The organism is Nonomuraea sp. CA-141351 (assembly GCF_050944675.1).
Lineage (GTDB): Bacteria > Actinomycetota > Actinomycetes > Streptosporangiales > Streptosporangiaceae > Nonomuraea.
In genome coordinates this window covers 6783900-6800561 of the sequence record NZ_CP191982.1, presented here as the reverse complement: position 1 = coordinate 6800561, position 16662 = coordinate 6783900, and the positions used below count along the sequence as shown (strand labels likewise).

The following is a 16662-nucleotide window of genomic DNA, read 5'->3' as shown; positions in this document are numbered from 1 at the left end:
CTCCAGTACGGTGATCTCATGGCCGGAGTTTTCGAGATGTTCCAAGCTTCGCCCGACGATGGGGATGTGGTCGGTGAGATCCACGCGGAGTCCTGGAAGGCCGCTTACGCCGGCTTCTTCACCGCGGAGTTCTTCGACGCAGCGGTGAGCCGGCGGCGCCACAAATGGCATGGCGTGCTCGCCGAGGGCAAGGACACCATCATGCTGGCCGCGTTGGACGGGCGACCGCTGGCCTTCTCCTACTTCGGCCCCTCGCCGACGCGGCCGGAGTCGGCGGAGATGTTCGGCTTCTACGGTCACCCGGATGGCTGGGGGAGCGGCGTCGCGAAAGCCCTGATGAACGCCTCCCTGGACACGATCCGCGAGAAGGGCTTCAAGCGGGTCCATCTGTGGACGCTGCGTGACACGCCGCAGTCACGCCGTTTCTACGCCAAGAGCGGCTTCACGGAATCCGGCGCGGTCCGCGCGCACGACTTCGGTGACGGCAACCCGATCGAGCAGGTCGAGTACGAGCTGATCTTCCGGTTCGGATCTTGATCGCCGGTCAGGCGCGCGTCACCGACATCTTCAAGACCAGCGAACCGGACGTGTCCACCGGCGTGATCGGCCGCCAGCACGGCGTGGCCGCCGGCGCTGGTGACCTGGCTCGTCTCCTGGGGGTCGCTCGGGTCGAGGGCAATCCCAAGAATGGCGCGAACGCGACCTGACACCCGGTGTGAGCCCGCGGGCCGGATGGCGGGATCGCCCGCCATCCAGCCGCACTCGCATGCGCATGCCGGTGTCCCCATCGATCGAGCCGCGCCGACGCTCCCCGACGCGGAGAGGGCCGCCTCCGGAGGAGACGGTCCTCTCCGCAGAGAGGATCAGCGCACGCCGTAGGCGCGCATGATCGTCTGGACCACGGTGTTACCCGCCTCGTCGGCCGCCTTCGCGCGGAGCGAGACGAAGCCCTCGGCGTCGGGGTTTCGGACCTTGGCCTCGCCGTTCTCGACCTCGACCGCCTGCCAGGTGGCGCCGTCGTCGAAGGACACCTCCAGGCCGGTCAGGCGCGCGGGCGAGGGCGCGGCGCCAGGGCTGCGCTCCACCGAGATCGCCAGCTTGGTCTGGTGGCCGGCCTTCGCGTAGTTGCTCATGTCGAGCCCCTTGGCCAGGGCGCGGACCGCGATCAGCGGCACGATCTCGATGTCGTCGGTGGCACCGGAGTCGAAGGTCCACTCCGTCTCGACCCTGGTCGAGATCCCGGCGTAAGGCCGGTCCCTGAGCACGGTGCCGCGCAGGGTGTAGGTGCCCCTGCCCGCAGGGACGGTCGCCGTCGGCTGCCACAGCCCGACGGGCGACCACCGCTTGATCAGCTTGCCGTCGAGCTCCAGGTCGAGCGTGCCGGTGGCGCCCCAGTCGGTGCCGGTGGAGCCGGACTCGCCGTCGATGAACCATTGGATGCCGTAGCTGGAGTTCAGTCCGATGACGTTGCCGAGCCTGGCCACACCGTCGATCGCCATGGTCGGTCCGATGATCCCGGCGTTCCACACCAGGCGGTTGCGCTGGTCGGGGCCGTACTCACGGGGGGCGGCCTCCAGCGCCATCCTGCCCTCCACCCTGATCCTGTCCCGCCAGGCGCCGGGGGTGCGGTAGTCGACGACCTGCGACGGGAAGGCGACGGGCTGGTCGAACATCGTGGTCGGGTGCCCGTCGAGCGGCACGGAGCCGCTGTTGCCGGTGGACGGGGCGCCCTGGGCGCGGTACTCGACGCGCACCGCGGTCAGCCGGTCACGACCGGTCCGGTAGGACAGGTCCGCGGGCACGCCACCCTCGCGCAGATCGGTCACGTGGTAGAAGAACGGGCTCGGCTCGGCCGCGGTCGCGCCCTTCTGGGCGAACGTGGCGTGCGTCCGGTAGGAGACCGAGGGGTCGTCAAGCGGGGTGAGGTAGACCTTGCCGAAGTCGGTGGTCCCCGAGGCGGACACGGTGTACGAGCGGGAGCCGTCCAGACGCGGAAGCAGGACGCTGGCCACGAGCGCGACGCCCTCGGCGCGTTCGTCGTCGACCTTGACGTCGACCGGGGTGCCCAACCTGGCGTCCACGGTCACGGACTTGTCGCCGTCCAGCGTCACCGGCACGATGGCCAGCGTGCGACTGCCGTCGGAGGGGGTGTTCACGCTGTGCACGGCGTAGTACTGGCCCTCGGGGACGCTGATCGATCCCGTTCCGCTGGTCAGGCTGACGTAGTGGTTGACGCCCGTGTAGCGCTCGTACAGCTCCACACTGCCCTTGGCGGGCTGCCCTGCCCTGTCGAGCGAGTTGATCGTCAGTTTGCGCGAGGGAATCGGGGTGTAGTCGGCGAGGATGGTCCGCACTGAGGTCGTGCCGCTCCTGGCGATGAGCGCCGCGGCCTGCGCGCCGCGCGGCATGACGTCGTGGATGGTCACCGTGACGGCCGCGCTGCCGTGGGCGGGCACCTCCACGCTCTGCTTGTCCAAAGTGAACATGGTGGGGTTGCCAGGGGCGCCGCCCGTCGAGGACGGGGTCTCCACCGCCAGGTCGAGCGTCACCGCGCTGTCGCCGTCGTTGGTGTAGGTCACCTCGTGAGAGGCCTCGCTGCCTGGCTGCCTGCCCCAGCCCGCCTTGACCGACAGGTTGGCGGGAGAGGCGGTGATCTGCTGGCCGACCGCCCTGGCCGCGTCCACGCGGCCGGAGCCCTGGTGGTACGGCGTGAGCCCGGCCGTCGGGGCGGCGGCGCCGATGAGCGCGGACTTGATCTTCGCGCCGTTCCAGCCGGGATGCTGCTGGGCGATCAGCGCGGCCACGCCCGCCACGTGCGGGGTCGCCATCGACGTGCCGCTCATCGCCACGTAACCGCCACCCATCCTGGCTGCCACGATGCCGACGCCGGGACCGGTGATCTCGGGCTTGACGGCCATGTCGCCGAGCCTGGGCCCGCGGCTGGAGAAGTACGCCAGGGCATCGGAGCGGTCGACGGCGCCCACCGACAGTGCGGCGTCGGCGGTGCCCGGGCTCTCCACGGTGCCCAGGCCCGCTTCGCCGGAGTTGCCCGCGGCGACCACGAACAGCGCGCCGGTCTGGGCGGAGAGCTGGTTGATCGTGTACTCCAGCGGGTCGACTCCCGCGTAGTCCTGCCCGCCGAGGCTCATGCTGACGATCTTGGCGCCCGCGGTGGTGGCGGCCCAGGTCATGCCTTCGATCATGGCGGAGTCGGAGCAACTGCCGTTGTTCGTGCAGACCTTGCCGACGGCCAGCGTGGCGTCCGGCGCGACGCCGCGGTAGCCGGAGTCGGCCGAGCCGCCGATTGTGGAGAGCACATGGGTGCCGTGCCCGTGGTCGTCCTCGGGGCTGCCCACACCGGTGAAGTCCTCGGCGAGCGTCACGCGCCCGGCGAGCATGGGGTGGTCGGAGTCGTAACCGGAGTCCAGCATCGCCACAGTGACGCCCTTGCCGGTGTAGCCCGCCGCCCAGGCGGTGGGCGCGCCGACCTGCGGGACGCTCTTGTCGAGCGTCAGCCGCGTCTTGCCGTCCAGCCAGACCTTCGAGACGCCCGAGCGCAGGCGCGCGCCCGCGGCGATCTGCTGCCACAGGGCGCCGGTCCTGGACTTGTCCGCGGTCAGCGTGGTCACGCCGAGTCCCGGGATGTCCTTCTTGACCGTGGCGGCGCTGAGTGCCGCCCGAGCTTTGGCCAGACCGCCGGGGGCCTGCACGATCAGCGGCAGGTCGGCGCGCGAGACGTCGTCGTAGCCGAAGTCGAGGAGCGTGCCGATCTCGAACAGGCGCTGGTCGAGTGTGCCCGCGGCCAGCATGGGCATGGCGTCGGAGGGGATGACGGCTAACTCGCGCGGCCCGTCGGAGTGGGTGGCGAACGTGATGTCGTCACGCCCAGGGCCGGGGTGCGCCTCGAACGAGACGATGCCGGAGGCGTCCGCCACGGCGGTGACGGTGTCGCCGGTGATCAGCGTGAAGGCGAACGTGCCCACGGCGGGGCCGGTGGCGAACCGGGCCGTCGGGACGGCCTCGGTCTCGGGGGCGGCGGCCGCCGTGCCGGGCGCGGCGGCCAGCGCGAGAGCGAGAGCGGCGGCGGCCGCCGTCGCCAGCGCGCGTCCTGGGTGATGCAAGGGGAACTCCAAGGGGGTGTGGGGGTCAGTCGTGCCGTACAGATCACGGCGGCCGCGCACGACCGGCCGTAGTCGGACACTCCTAGAGCTCTTCTGGCAGCGGCAGGGGATCTCCGGTGCGGATGCGGAGGCCTCCGACGCCACCGGCCACGGCCGCCTCCTCCACCGCGTAACCGCGCCGCCCGCACCAGGCGGTGGCGGCGGCGCGGACCTCGGCGTCGTCGGTGACCAGGTCGATGAGCCCGCCGCCTGGCAGGTGCGCCACGCGGTCGGACAGCACGGGAACGACCCGTGACCACGGCTCGCCGCCCGCGTCGATGACGACGGCGGCGGGAGGCACGTCAGCGGGCATCGGGGTTTCCCTGGGTCGATGTGTTCGGGTCGGGAGGACCCTAGACAGCGGTCGTTACCGGGGCATTACCGGCCTCCCGCGCCGCGGCGGCCAGGCCTTCGCGTAGGTGCGCGGCCCTGGCCAGGTCGCGCTGCGCGACCGCGCCGCCCGCCGCCGCAGCCCGGGCCTCCAGCAGCCGCGCCAGGCCGTACGGGTAGGGCATCGCCTCGGCGCGCTCGACCGACTCAGTGAGCACCGCCACCGCCGCTCCGCCGCGCCCCATGGTCGTCAGCGCCATGCCGAGGACGAGCGAGGCCTCGATCCCGGCCAGCCCGTTCGCCTTGGGCCCCGCCGCCTCGGCGGCCTTCGCCGCCCCCTCGGCGTCGCCCGTGGCGAGCAGGGCGCGCGCTTTGACGGCCGGCTCCACCTCGCCGATCAGCGCCTCCTCCGGCCTGCCCGCGCCGATCGCGATCTCGGCGAGCATCGTACGGGCGTCGGCCAGCACCTGCCTGTCGCCCGTCGCCTCCGCCAGCTCCACGCTCTCCGCCAGGCACGCGGCCGCGCCCTTCCCGTCTCCCGTCCAGAGCCGGGAGGCGCCCAGGTTGACCAGCGTGTACGGCAGGCACCACGAGGGCCCGAGCGGCCGGGCGAGCGACACCGCCGAACGCGTAAGGCGCAGCCCTGCCGCCCAGTCGCCGACGAGCAGGTGGAGCCTGCCCAGGTTGCCGGTGCGGAAGGCGACGACGGCGGGATCTCCTACCCGCGCGGCCAGCTCCAGCGCCCTGCGCGCGTACTGCCTGGCCTCGCCCAGCCTGCCGTCCAGGCCGGCAAGTTCGCCGAGTTGAGCCACGACGGTTCCCGTCAGAGCGGCGTCGCCGGTGGCCTCCGCCGGCTGGAGTGCCTGGCCGGCGGCCTCCTCGGCGGCCGGCAGTCTGCCGAGCATGGCCAGCGAGACCGAGCGGCTGACCAGCGCCCTGACCAGGAGCCGCCGCCCGTGAGGCGGTCCGGCTTCCACCGCGAGATCCATCGCGGCCGTGACGGCGGCCAGGCTCTCGTCGTACCTGCCGGTCGCGAAGCAGGTCAGGGACTCGGCCAGGTGGCGGGCCGCCCTGGTGGCGGCGGTCACCGACGGCTCGGCCGGCGGCGCGGTGGCGAGCAGGCCGCGGGCCTTCGCGGGCTGCCCGGCGCCGACCAGGACCTCAGCCAGCAGGGTGACGGTCGCGGAGACACGGTCGGCGGGCGGCTCGGAGCCCGTCCCTTCGAGTTCCGCCCGCACGCACGTGGCGTCCATGCCGCGAAAGGTGGCCAGCGCCGCGGAGAGCTCCCGCTCGGCCGCGTCGTACCTCCCGGTCCTGCGCAGCGCCTCGCCCCAGGCCAGCCTGGCATCGGCCGCCGCGGCGGCGCCCGCGGCGTCGAGCAGCCCGACCAGCCGCTCCAGGTAGCCGGCCGCGCTCTCGTTCGCGTAGAGGGAGGCCGCGCGCTTGGCCGCCCGCCACAGGTACGGCACGGCTCGCGGATCACCCGCCCTCGTCAGGTGGTAGACCACCGCGTCCACAGCCTCGGGCCTGTGGCTGAGGACCGCGTCGGCGTAGGCGGCGTGGAGCCCCGTGCGCACGACGCCGCTCAGCCGTTCGGCGCAGGCCAGCCGTACCAGGGGGTGCCGGAAGCCGTGGCCGGGCACGTGCCGCCCGTCGAGCAGCACCTCGCGCTCCTCCACGATGCCCGTCTCGAGCGCCTCCGCCAGCGCGGCGGCGACCTCGGGCCTGGACATCGGCGGGTAGAGGCCCGAGGCCGCCACCTCGAACACCTCCGCGAGCGGCGCGTCGCCGCCCGCCACCGCCAGCACCTCCACCATCCGCCGCGCGGGCGTGTTCATGCGCGCCAGGCGGCCGCCCACGAGGTGGCGGACCGCGACGGGCACACCGGCCTCGCCCACGCCACTCGTGACCACGGCGGGGTCGTGCAGGTAGGCGCCCGCCAGCTCGATCGCGAACAGCGGGTTGCCGAGCGACAGCCCATAGGCCCAGTCCAGCTCGGCCGGGGTAAGGGGGCGGCCGACCGCCTTGGTGAGGAGCCTGTCGCAGTCGGCCCTGCCCAGGCGCATCAGCTCCAGGCGCTGCGCCAGGCCGTGCCTCAGCACGGCCTCCAGCGTGTGCCGCCGCCCGTCGTCGACCGGCAGGTCCTCCTCCCGCCAGGTCGCGAGGAACCGCCATGGCCGCTCGCCGGTGGACCTGGCCAGGTGGTAGAGGAGCTGCGCCGACCCCGTGTCAGCGGCGTGCAGATCATCGAGCACCACCAGCAGCGGACGTGCGGACAGGTCCGTCAGCAGGGCGGCGACCGCGCTGAAGATCCGCGCCCGTTCCCGCTCGTGATCGCCGTCTCCGGGCGGGATCAGGCCGAGCGACGGAAGCAGCGTGGCCAGCTCGGGATACTGCGAGCCGATGGCGGCCCGCTCGGCGGCGGGCCTGTCGGCGAGGTAGCCGTCGAGCGCCTCCACCCACGCGCCATAGGGAGTGTGGCCCTCAGCCTCGTGCCCGGCGCCCCACAGGACGAGCGCGCCGCAGGCGGCGTGCCTGCGGGCCGCCTCCGTCACCAGGCGCGTCTTGCCCACGCCCGCCTCGCCGCTGATCAGCACCAGAGGCGCGGCGGCCGAGCGCCCCGGGCCGACGAGCTCGGCGGCGTGCTCGCGGCCGACCAGGTCGTGCCTGGAGGGGCGGCGAGCCTGCGCGGGCAGCAGCGGAGCGGCTCCGTCCCCGGCGGCGGTCACGACGACGCGCTCGGCCAGCGCCCGCCGGTACAGCCGCTCGGTCTCCTTCGCGGGCCTGGCGCCCAGCTCGGCGGCGAGCGCGTCCCTGCAGCGGTGATACTGGACGACCGCGTTGCGCCGCCGGCCGAGCGCGAGATACGCCTCGATCATGGCCCGGTGCGCGTCCTCGGCGGCGGGGTCACGGTCCAGCACGGGGCCGAGGACCTCGACCGCGCGCTCCGCCGTTCCCTCGGCGACCGCGGCGGCGGCCAGTGCGAGCACCACCCGGCGCCCGAGCACGTCGAGCGCCTCCCTGCTCGGCGTCGCCCACTCGGCGTAGCGGTCTTCGGGCAGCAACTCGGCGGCCAGCTCCCCATGCGCCTCCTCCAGCGCCGCCAGGCCGCCATCCGCCAATGCGAGGTCGGCCAGCGCCATGACGTGGTCGAGGTCCACCTCGACGAGCTCGGGATGGAGCAGGAGCAGGCCGCCCTCTCCGAGCAGGTAGGAGGAGGGCGCACGGGCGGGCAGTTCGGGTTCGAGGGTGTGCCTGGCGGCGTGCAGCGCCACCCGCAGGCTCCTGACCGCGGACTCCGCGTCGGACTCGGGCCAGCAGACGTCCATCACCTGGTCGCGGTGGAGCCGGTGTCCCGGGGCGACGGCCAGCAGCTTCACCAGAGTCTTCGCGCTCGGTCTCCGCCATCTGCCCGCGGAGGGCGCGGTGCCGGGCCGCTCGGCCGCGAACCCGCCCAGCAGACGCAGACGCAGGGGCGGAGGGGGAGCCATGAACTGCACAATATCGGGCGATTGTTTCCGGAACCGCTGGCGTGCGCCCGTTGGGTCCACGCGTGTACCCGCCAGAGCTCGAGTATCGCCGCGCGCGCCGGGGAGTTACCGGGTATGGGTGGAACCATGATCTTTTTGAGGCGGGCGGTCCAAGCCGCCGTACTCACTCTTCTGGTCATCCCGATCATCGCCGTCCCGCACGCGGTGGCCGAGACGCGTAAGCGGCCGCAGGCCGCTGCCGGGGCGCTGGCCCGCCGCATGCTGGCCCAGCTGAAAGTCGCCAGGCCGTTATCCATCCGTGGTTACAGCCACCGGAAGTTCCTGCCGCGATGGGCTCATCACAGAGGCAGGTGCGATTCACGAGAGGTGGTCCTGGCTCGCGACGGGCGGCACGTGCGCAGGAACGCGGCCTGTCACCCCGTGAAGGGCATCTGGTACAGCCCCTACGACGGTAAGCGGCTGAAGAGCGAGAAGCAGGTGGACGTCGATCATCTGGTGCCGCTTTCGTACGCCTGGCGCTCCGGCGCCGGCAAATGGAGCCAGGCGCGCCGGCGGGCCTTCGCCAACGACCTCGTCCGCCCGGAGTTGATCGTGGTCAGCCACTCCGCCAACGTCGCCAAGGGCGGCCAGGGACCGCAGAGCTGGCGACCGCCACGCCGCGCCTACTGGTGCCGCTACGCGACCTCGTGGATCACCGTGAAGCATCACTACCGGCTCTTCGTGACGCGGAAGGAGAAGACGGCCCTGCTCAACATGCTCCGCACCTGTCCGGGGCGCTGAACGGGCCGGAAACCTGGACGTTGAAGTGGCCGGACCCGGCTATAAGGGACTAAATGCCAGCTTGACGGTTAAATGACCATCTTTGGCTAGGGGTTTGACGGGCCGTTAACGTGCCAGTAATAGCCACTTCATAGCCTCGAGAAGATGGCAAAGCTGACACGGGCCGCCGGGCCGGGCATGCTCGCCGCCCTCACCATGGCAGCCTGCGTCGCCGGCTTGAGCGGGACCGCGATGTTGACTCGCGACGATGCGCCCAAGAACCCTCCGGTCGCAGCGTCGATCTCCGGCTCCGGCTCGAGCGCGCAGAAGGGCGCGATGGACGCCTGGCGCGCCGACTTCCACCGGATCTACCCCGACCTGCGGGTGGACTACCGGGCCGACGGATCGGGTGCGGGCATCCGCGAATTCATCGAGGGCACCACCGCGTTCGCCGGCTCCGACGTCGCGATGGGACCTTGCGAACAGGCGCTGGCCGACAGGCGCTGCGGCGGTAAGGCCGTCCACCTTCCCATGGTGGTCGGCCCCATCGCGGTGGCCTACAACCTGCCGTCCATGCCGAACCTGAAGCTTTCGCCCACCACCCTGGCCGGCATCTTCAGCGGGCAGATCACCAGATGGGACGCCCCGCAGATCGCCGCCGACAACCGAGGCACACGCCTGCCGCACACCAGCATCCGCGTCTTCCACCGCTCCGACGAATCGGGCACGACCCACAACTTCGCCACCTATCTCAGGGCGGCGGGCCGGTGGCCGTCCCAGCCGTCCAGGAAGTGGACCGGCGCCGGGCGGGGCGTCGCGGGCTCCGCGGGGATCACCGAGGCCATCCAGCACACCCAGGATTCCATCGGGTACGTCGAGTACGGGTTCGCCAGCAACGCCAGCCTGTCCACGGCCAAGGTCCGCAACGCCTCCGGTCAGTTCGTCGCGCTCTCGCCCCAGAGCGCCACCAACGCCCTGAAGGACGCCCGGATCGTCGGCAAGAACGATGATCTGGTGGTGAAGTTCGACTACCTGACCAAGAGCAAGGACGCCTACCCCATCGTCCTGGTCACCTACGAGATCACCTGCTCGAACAACCGCAACCCGCTCGTGACGACCTTCCTGAGCTACACCGCGGGCAACGCCGGCCAGTCCTACCTCTCTCTGTACGGCTACGCTCCGCTCCCGCCCGACCTCCTCGCCAAGGTGCGCGCCGAGCTCGGCGTCACCCGCTGAACGAACTCGTCGTCCGGGTCCGCTGACCCCGGCCGCAAATTTCTTCAAGACCGGCGAGGCCCGCACGGCCGATACTCGGCTGCGTGATCCCCTCAACCCTTCCTGCTGTGACGGTCGTGCGCCGCGGACCGATGCTGGCCGTGCTGCTCACCGGTCAGGCCATGGCGTCCATGGACGGCTCGATCGTGTCGGTGGCGGCGCAGACCATCCGGCAAGGACTGCATGCCGGCGACGGGGCGATCCAGCTGATCATGTCCGGCTACCTGCTGACCGTCGGCGTGCTGCTGGTCACCTGTGCACGGATCGGCGACATCGTCGGGCAGCGGCGCGCGTTCCTGCTCGGCCTGGGCTGGTTCACGGGAGCTTCGCTGGTGTGCGGGCTGGCACCCAGCGCGACCCTGCTCGTGCTGGCCCGCATCGCCCAGGCCGTGGGGGCGGCGCTGCTGATGCCGCAGGTCTTCTCGCTCATTCACCGGCACTGGGACGGAGCGGCACGCCGCCGGGCGATCGGCCTGTACAGCATGGTGCTCGCCTTGGGCGTCGCGCTGGGCCAGGTCATCGGAGGGCTCGTGGCAGGCGCCGACCTGTTCGGCCTCTCCTGGCGCCCGGTTTTCTTGATCAACATCCCGATCGGCGCGGTACTGCTGGCCGTCGGCCCGCGTCTCCTGGTGAACTCCCGCACAGACGAGCGGGTACGCCTGGACCCGGCCGGAGTGGCGGTTCTGACCGTCGCCATGGCCGCGTTCACCGTGCCGCTCATCTTCGGCAGGGACCACGGCTGGCCCGCCTGGGCATGGATCTCGCTGGCCTGCGGAGCCGTGCTGTTGGCGGCGTTCGTCCGCTATGAGACCAGAGCACGGCACCCGCTGCTGGAGCCGGCGGCGGTGCGGCCGAACGGGGTGAAGCCAGGGCTGGTGGCCTGCTGGATCATCATGGGCTGCTACACCGTGTTCCTGTTCATCCTGACCCTGCACCTGCAGTCCACCCTGGGCTTCTCCCCTCTCCAGGCCGGGCTGGCGTTCGTTCCGTACGCCATCGGTTTCGGCATGCTCAGCCTGAGCTGGAACCGCTACCCGCGGCGGCTGCAGAACGCGTTGCCGGTGGCGGGTCCGATCGCGTTCGCGGTGGGAGCGGTCCTGCTGGTGCTCCTCTATCGCGACCAGTGGCACCCGTACGGCACCGTACCGCTGCTGCTCCTGGCCGGAGCCGGACACGCCGCCGGCTACAGCCCGCTGATCGCACAGATCACATCCCTGGTCCAGCCGCGCCTCGCCTCGGCGATCTCGGCGCTCAACTCCACAGGCCCGACACTCACCGGCGTGACGGCCGTCGCCGGGCTCGGCAGCGTCTATTTCGCGGCACCTTCCTCCGCCGAGGGTCTCCTCCGGGTCGTCACCGCCGTGGCCGCTCTCCTCGCGCTCGGGACGGCATGCGCGACACGGGTCGCGCTGGCCCGCCGGACCCCCTAGCCGGAGGCCCGTTGTTTAACCGTTTACATAGCTGGGTCAGGATCCCCTCCTCCGCTCCAGCGCCACGGGATTTGACGCGCCGGACCACGTGCGCAATCATCCCGTTTAAGCGGTTACATGGGTTTGCCAAGGGTGAGGGAGGTCGGATGCCTCGCTGGGCCATGCCCGAAGACGGACGGCCTCGCCCCTCGACGATCCGGGACGTGGCCAGGCACGCCGGCGTCTCGGTCGCCACCGTCTCCCGGATCCTGTCCGGCAGCTACCCCAGCGCTCCCGCCACACGCGGCAAGGTGATGCGTGCGGTGCGCGAGCTCGACTACGTGGCCAATGCCCATGCGCGCGGGCTGGCGGGCGTGCGCCCCAAGAGCGTGGCCATCGTGGTCACCTCCGTCGTCTCCCCGCACTACGCCCATGTCGCGCAGGGGGTGCAGGACCAGGCCGCGCGCGAAGGCAGGCTGTGCATCGTCGGCACCACCGGCGGCGACCCCGAGCGGGAGCTCGCCACGGTCCGGTTGCTGCGCGAGGAGCACGCCGAAGCCGTCATCCTCGTCGGCAACATGCCGGCCGACGACGCCTACCGCGAGCGCATGGCCGGCTACGCTCGGGCGCTGGCCGTGGCCGGCTCGCGGCTCGTGCTGTGCGGCCGGCCCCCGCTGGGCGATGACGTACCGGCCATCGTCGTGGAGTACGACAACACCGGCGGCGCCTACGCGATCACCAGCCACCTGCTCTCGGCCGGTCACAAGCGCATCCTGTTCCTCGGGCGGCGGACCGGTTACACCACGCCCGAGAGCCGGATCGCCGGCTACCGCGCGGCACTGGCCGCGCACCGCGTCCCGCACGATCCTGGGCTGGAGGTCGACAGCGTGGTCATGGATCGGCGCGACGGCTACCGCATGATGCGCGAGCGGCTCGACGCCGGGCCGCGGGACTTCACCGCCGTCTTCGCCGGGAACGACCTGATCGCCGCAGGTGCGCGCGCGGCTCTGCGCGAACGCGGGTTGCGCGTTCCCGGCGACGTCTCGCTGGTCGGCTTCGACGATCTTCCCCCGGCGGCCGACATCGACCTCACCACCGTGCACGTGCCGCACGAGGAGCTGGGCCGCACCGCCGTACGGCTGGCCCTGGAGAGCGAGACGCCGGGCACCGCCCAGCACGTCATGCTCGGCACGCACATCATCGTCCGCGACTCAGTACGCCCCAACCTGGAAGAACCGCCTTCACTCTGATGATTCCGCCCACCGACCCCCGGCTGTCCCCTTATACCGGCTGGACCCGCGCTCATTGGGAGAGCGTGGCGGACCACCTGCTGGACTCCGTGGTGCCCTACGCCACGGACGACTTCGCCCAGTTCCGCCTGCCCGGCCCGGCGAGCCGGTCGGGCCCGGTGAGCGACGGCCTGGAAGGCTTCGCCCGCACGTTCCTGCTCGCGGCCTTCCGCATCGCCGGGGCAGGCGGCGCCGTGCCGCCCGCCCTCCTGGAGCGCTACGCCGCCGGGCTGGTGGCCGGCACCGACCCCGCCCACCAGTACGCGTGGCCGCCCCTGGCCGACATGTCCCAGCCGCTCGTGGAAGCCGCCTCCGTGGCGCTCGCGCTGCACGAGACCCGCCCCTGGCTGTACGACCGGCTCTCCCCGGCAGAGCAGGAGCGGGTGGTGGCGTGGCTGGCCGGGTTCGTCGGGCGGCGGACGCCGGCGAACAACTGGGTGCTCTTCCAGGTGGTGGTGGAGCAGTTCCTGGCCGAGGTGGGCGGGCCGCACGACCCCGGCGAGATCGCCGGCGGGCTGGAGCGGATCGAGGACTGGTACGTCGGCGACGGCTGGTACTCCGACGGCAAGGGCAAGAACTTCGACTACTACTCCGGCTGGGCGATGCACCTGTACCCGTCGCTGTGGGCGAGGATGGCCGGCGACACCGCCCGCCGGCAGCTCTACGCGGCCCGCCTGCACCGGTTCCTGGACCAGTACCAGCATTTCTTCGCCGCCGACGGCGGGCCGGTCCACCAGGGACGTTCGCTGATCTACCGGTTCGCGACGGTCGCGCCGCTCTGGCTGGGCGCGCTGACCGGCGCCTCGCCCCTTCCGCCGGGACGGACCAGGCGGATCGCGAGCGGCGTGCTGCGCCACTTCGCCGAGCGTGGCGCCCCCGACAGCCGCGGCCTGCTCACGTGCGGCTGGTACGACGCCTTCCCTCCCGGCAAGCAGGACTACTCCGGCCCCGCCTCGCCGTACTGGGCCAGCAAGGCCTTCCTCGGCCTGCTGCTGCCAGCGCAGCACCCGGTCTGGACGGACGCCGAGGTGGCCGCGCCGATCGACCTCGCCGACCAGGTCGTGGCGATGCCCGCGCCCGGCTGGCTGCTGCACGCCACTCGAGAGGACGGCGTCGTCCGGATCGTCAACCACGGCAGCGACCGCGATCGCGTCCAGGATCCCGCCGGCCCGCCGGACCCCCACTACCTCAGGCTCGCCTACACCAGCCACACCGGCCCCGACATCGGCGATGAGGCGATCGACGGGCAACTCGCCGTCGTCTCACCGCAGGGAGCCACCTCCCGGCGGCGCCGCATCCAGCCCCTCACCGTGGGGGAGCGCCTCGCCGTCTCGGCCTACGACGACGGCCCCGTCCGCGTCGTGACCGCCTCCGTGGTCGACGGCGCGGCCGAGGTGCGCATCCACCAGGTCACGGCGCCCGCCGGGCACCGGGTACGCGACGGCGGTCACGCGCTCGCCGGCCAGGAGCCGCCCGCGACCCGCTCCGAGGACACCTGGGCGCAGGCCAGGCGCGCGGACGGCCTGACCAGCGTGGTGCGCGGGCTGCACGGCTACACCGGGGCGGGCGTGGCGAGCGCGCACGGCGTGAACGCCTTCGGACGGCACTCCGCCACGCCGTACCTGACCTGCGACGCCCATCCTGGCGGCACCGCCGTGTACGTCAGCCTGGTCCTGCTCACGGGAGCCGAGCAGGAGCCGCCCACGCCGGAGATACAGGTCGACGGCGAGGAGGTCACCCTGAGGCTGTCCGGCGGCGAGCCGGTCAAGGTCCGTCTCAGCGACCTTTCCGCCGGCCGGCGGCAGGAGTAACCCGACCGCGCCGACCACTTCAAAACAGCCGGCTGACAGGTATGGCTCGAGCCGGACGCTTCAGCGCAGGATGCGGGTCCGCCCTTCTCGGGTCATGATCGTCATGAGGGAGGACGCGATGAGTACTGCGGAGTGGTACAGGAGCTTCGGGGCCATGGAGGCGCGCGGGCAATCCCCGGCCTATGACATGCTCGCCGGCCGGATCGCCGACGACGCCGAGATGCTGGCCCTGCTCGAGGAGCTTCCCGAGCCGAAGCGGCAGCCGAACCTGCTGTTCGGAGTGGTGCGGTTCCTCGGCGGCCCGGTCGAGGACTATCAAGCGTTCCGGACGTGGACGTCGGCCGAGTGGGAGCGGGTACGGCAGGCCATGAGCGAGCGCCGTACCCAGACGAACGAGCCGGGCCGGTGCGCCGTGCTGCTGCCGGTCCTCGCCACTCTGCCGCAGCCGTTGGCGCTGATCGAGGTCGGCGCGTCGGCCGGGCTGTGCCTCTATCCGGACCGCTACCGATACCGCTACGACGACGGGCATGTGGTCGGGCCCGCCGACAGCCCGGTCGTGCTCGAGTGCCACACGAACGGGCCGGTTCCGCTGCCTGAACGCGTGCCCAGGGTGGTCTGGCGGGCCGGCGTGGACCTCAATCCGCTCGATGTGCACAGCGCGGAGGACATGCGATGGCTGGAGTGCCTGATCTGGCCGGAGCAGCATGAACGGTTGCCGCGGCTACGGGGCGCCGTTCGCGTCGCCCGGGAGGAGCCCCCGCAGCTGGTACGCGGGGATCTCAATGAGGTGATCGGAGACCTGCTCGCCAGGGTCCCCGCGGACGCCACGCCGGTGGTCTTCCATACCTCCGTGCTGGCCTACCTGTCGACCGAGCAGCGGGAGGCCTTCGCCGAGAAGATGCGGGGCCTGCCCTGCCGCTGGGTCTCCAACGAAGCGGTCGGTGTCCTGCCGTCCGTGGACCGCCGCCTTCCCCGGCCGGCGCCCCAGGACCGCCTGGTCTGCGTTCTGGCGCTGGACGGGCGGCCGCTGGCCTTCGCCGGGCCTCACGGCCAGTCCCTGGACTGGTTCGGCTGAGGTCACGAGCCGGTGATGCTGATCTGGGTGAACCACTCCCCGGGGACGTGGACGATGCCCGGTGATTTCGGTACGACGGCGAGGTAAATCCCCGCGTCCTTGAACACGGCCTTGTGGGCGAAGCGGTTGCCGTGGCTCAGCGCGGCGGCGACGCGCTCGCTGACGCCCACCGTGGAGCTGGTGCCGGGGCGGGCGGTCATGGTGGACTGCTGCCTGATGCCATACCAGACGAGTGCGCCGCCGGCCGACGTCCTGAGCGCGTAGATCTCCGGCGTGGGCTGCGAACGGACCGTCATGGTCCACTGGCCCTGTAGTGCCTTGCGATCGGTGGCCCCGGCATCGCCGTTGAGCCTGGCGGGAGAGTTGGCCGTGAACATCTGCCGGGCACGCCGGTCCTGGCCGAAGGTGCTCTGCAGGCGGGCGTGGGCCTGGGCGATCTGGCGCGGGGAGGCGATGAGGGCGTCGCCGTCGTCCGGCGCCACCGCCGTGGCCAGGCCGTTCTCGTCGCGCGCGGCGGCGGGCGGCCTGGACTTGGACGTGGTGACGGACATGGCTATCGCGCGCCAGCCGGCGGACGTCTTCTGCAAGATCGCCTGCCACCAGCCGGAGGCGCCTTTGCGGCCGTACTCGACCATGAACCATGGCGCGCCGGACACCTTCCCCGGTATGGCGAATCGCGGTTTGACGGCGGCCTTCCAGGGCTTTTGTGAGCTCTCGCCGAGCATTTTGCTTATCTTGCGCTGGACGGTGCTGATCTCCGCGGCCAGGCCGGCCTCCGCCGCCGTCCAGTCCGTACCGCCCTGCCGGTCGGCCTCCTTCTCCGCCTTCTCCCACTGGTCGAAGACGGCCTTGGCCTCGGCGACGGTCACGACGCCGCGCGGCGCGGACGGCGCTGTCGAGGCCGGGGGGCTGCCGAACGAGGACGCGGCCTGTCTGCCGGAGCTGCAGGCGGTGGCGGGCAGGGCGAGTGCGACGAGCACGACAAGTAAGGGGCGGACAGGCATGGCAGGTCTCCGGGAGGTTGATTGCCCGGAAGTACGTGATCGCCGTCCGCCCGGGTTCA

The 16662-nt window shown here is 71.9% G+C and carries 12 protein-coding genes; 8 read left to right on the top strand and 4 right to left on the bottom strand.

The features are described from left to right. Positions 1-18 precede the first annotated feature (18 nt). The gene (locus ACQPWU_RS32210) at positions 19-537 is read left to right on the top strand and encodes an N-acetyltransferase family protein (protein ID WP_433428296.1); all 519 of its coding nucleotides are present in this window, start codon (positions 19-21) and stop codon (positions 535-537) included. Continuing rightward, entirely contained in the window at positions 534-707 is a 174-nt protein-coding gene (locus ACQPWU_RS32205; RefSeq protein ID WP_433428294.1) for a hypothetical protein, read from the top strand. Before ACQPWU_RS32210 ends, ACQPWU_RS32205 begins: the two co-directional genes overlap by 4 nt. 156 nt (positions 708-863) lie before the next feature. Here ACQPWU_RS32205 and ACQPWU_RS32200 read toward each other — a convergent pair whose 3' ends face one another. The 3 genes from ACQPWU_RS32200 to ACQPWU_RS32190 form a co-directional block, all read right to left on the bottom strand. After that, complete coding sequence (locus ACQPWU_RS32200; RefSeq protein WP_433428291.1) at positions 864-4121, bottom strand: S8 family serine peptidase; 3258 nt, start codon at positions 4119-4121, stop codon at positions 864-866. Positions 4122-4203: 82 nt separating this feature from the next. Continuing rightward, positions 4204-4473, bottom strand: coding sequence for a hypothetical protein (locus ACQPWU_RS32195; RefSeq protein WP_433428289.1), 270 nt, complete (start codon positions 4471-4473; stop codon positions 4204-4206). A gap of 40 nt (positions 4474-4513) precedes the next feature. Beyond that, positions 4514-7981, bottom strand: coding sequence for an ATP-binding protein (locus tag ACQPWU_RS32190; RefSeq protein ID WP_433428287.1), 3468 nt, complete (start codon positions 7979-7981; stop codon positions 4514-4516). A 126-nt stretch (positions 7982-8107) separates the two neighbouring features. Between ACQPWU_RS32190 and ACQPWU_RS32185 the strand changes: the two genes are divergently transcribed. The 6 genes from ACQPWU_RS32185 to ACQPWU_RS32160 all read left to right on the top strand — a co-directional run bounded on the left by ACQPWU_RS32185 (position 8108) and on the right by ACQPWU_RS32160 (position 15599). Then, positions 8108-8761, top strand: a complete 654-nt coding sequence (locus ACQPWU_RS32185; RefSeq protein WP_433428284.1) for an HNH endonuclease family protein — start codon at positions 8108-8110, stop codon at positions 8759-8761. 144 nt (positions 8762-8905) lie between these two features. After that, positions 8906-9976, top strand: coding sequence for a phosphate ABC transporter substrate-binding protein PstS (gene pstS, locus ACQPWU_RS32180; RefSeq protein WP_433428281.1), 1071 nt, complete (start codon positions 8906-8908; stop codon positions 9974-9976). 83 nt (positions 9977-10059) lie between these two features. Beyond that, the gene (locus tag ACQPWU_RS32175; protein WP_433428279.1) at positions 10060-11445 is read left to right on the top strand and encodes an MFS transporter; all 1386 of its coding nucleotides are present in this window, start codon (positions 10060-10062) and stop codon (positions 11443-11445) included. A gap of 146 nt (positions 11446-11591) precedes the next feature. Then, positions 11592-12674 (top strand): LacI family DNA-binding transcriptional regulator, encoded by a 1083-nt coding sequence (locus tag ACQPWU_RS32170; RefSeq protein WP_433428277.1) that lies wholly within the window; start codon positions 11592-11594, stop codon positions 12672-12674. Next, the gene (locus ACQPWU_RS32165; protein ID WP_433428275.1) at positions 12674-14524 is read left to right on the top strand and encodes a DUF2264 domain-containing protein; all 1851 of its coding nucleotides are present in this window, start codon (positions 12674-12676) and stop codon (positions 14522-14524) included. Before ACQPWU_RS32170 ends, ACQPWU_RS32165 begins: the two co-directional genes overlap by 1 nt. 118 nt (positions 14525-14642) lie before the next feature. Beyond that, a complete protein-coding gene (locus tag ACQPWU_RS32160; RefSeq protein WP_433428273.1) occupies positions 14643-15599 on the top strand; it encodes a DUF2332 domain-containing protein in 957 nt (318 codons plus the stop codon). Positions 15600-15601: 2 nt separating this feature from the next. Here ACQPWU_RS32160 and ACQPWU_RS32155 read toward each other — a convergent pair whose 3' ends face one another. Then, positions 15602-16603, bottom strand: a complete 1002-nt coding sequence (locus ACQPWU_RS32155) for a hypothetical protein (RefSeq protein WP_433428272.1) — start codon at positions 16601-16603, stop codon at positions 15602-15604. Positions 16604-16662: the final 59 nt, after the last annotated feature.

Coding starts and splice junctions, on each gene's coding strand:
- ACQPWU_RS32210 (WP_433428296.1), top strand. CDS start 19: ATGGCCGGAGTTTTCGAGATGTTCCAAGCTTCGCCCGACGATGGGGAT.
- ACQPWU_RS32195 (WP_433428289.1), bottom strand. CDS start 4,473: ATGCCCGCTGACGTGCCTCCCGCCGCCGTCGTCATCGACGCGGGCGGC.
- ACQPWU_RS32190 (WP_433428287.1), bottom strand. CDS start 7,981: ATGGCTCCCCCTCCGCCCCTGCGTCTGCGTCTGCTGGGCGGGTTCGCG.
- ACQPWU_RS32185 (WP_433428284.1), top strand. CDS start 8,108: ATGATCTTTTTGAGGCGGGCGGTCCAAGCCGCCGTACTCACTCTTCTG.
- pstS (WP_433428281.1), top strand. CDS start 8,906: ATGGCAAAGCTGACACGGGCCGCCGGGCCGGGCATGCTCGCCGCCCTC.
- ACQPWU_RS32170 (WP_433428277.1), top strand. CDS start 11,592: ATGCCTCGCTGGGCCATGCCCGAAGACGGACGGCCTCGCCCCTCGACG.
- ACQPWU_RS32165 (WP_433428275.1), top strand. CDS start 12,674: ATGATTCCGCCCACCGACCCCCGGCTGTCCCCTTATACCGGCTGGACC.
- ACQPWU_RS32160 (WP_433428273.1), top strand. CDS start 14,643: ATGAGTACTGCGGAGTGGTACAGGAGCTTCGGGGCCATGGAGGCGCGC.
- ACQPWU_RS32155 (WP_433428272.1), bottom strand. CDS start 16,603: ATGCCTGTCCGCCCCTTACTTGTCGTGCTCGTCGCACTCGCCCTGCCC.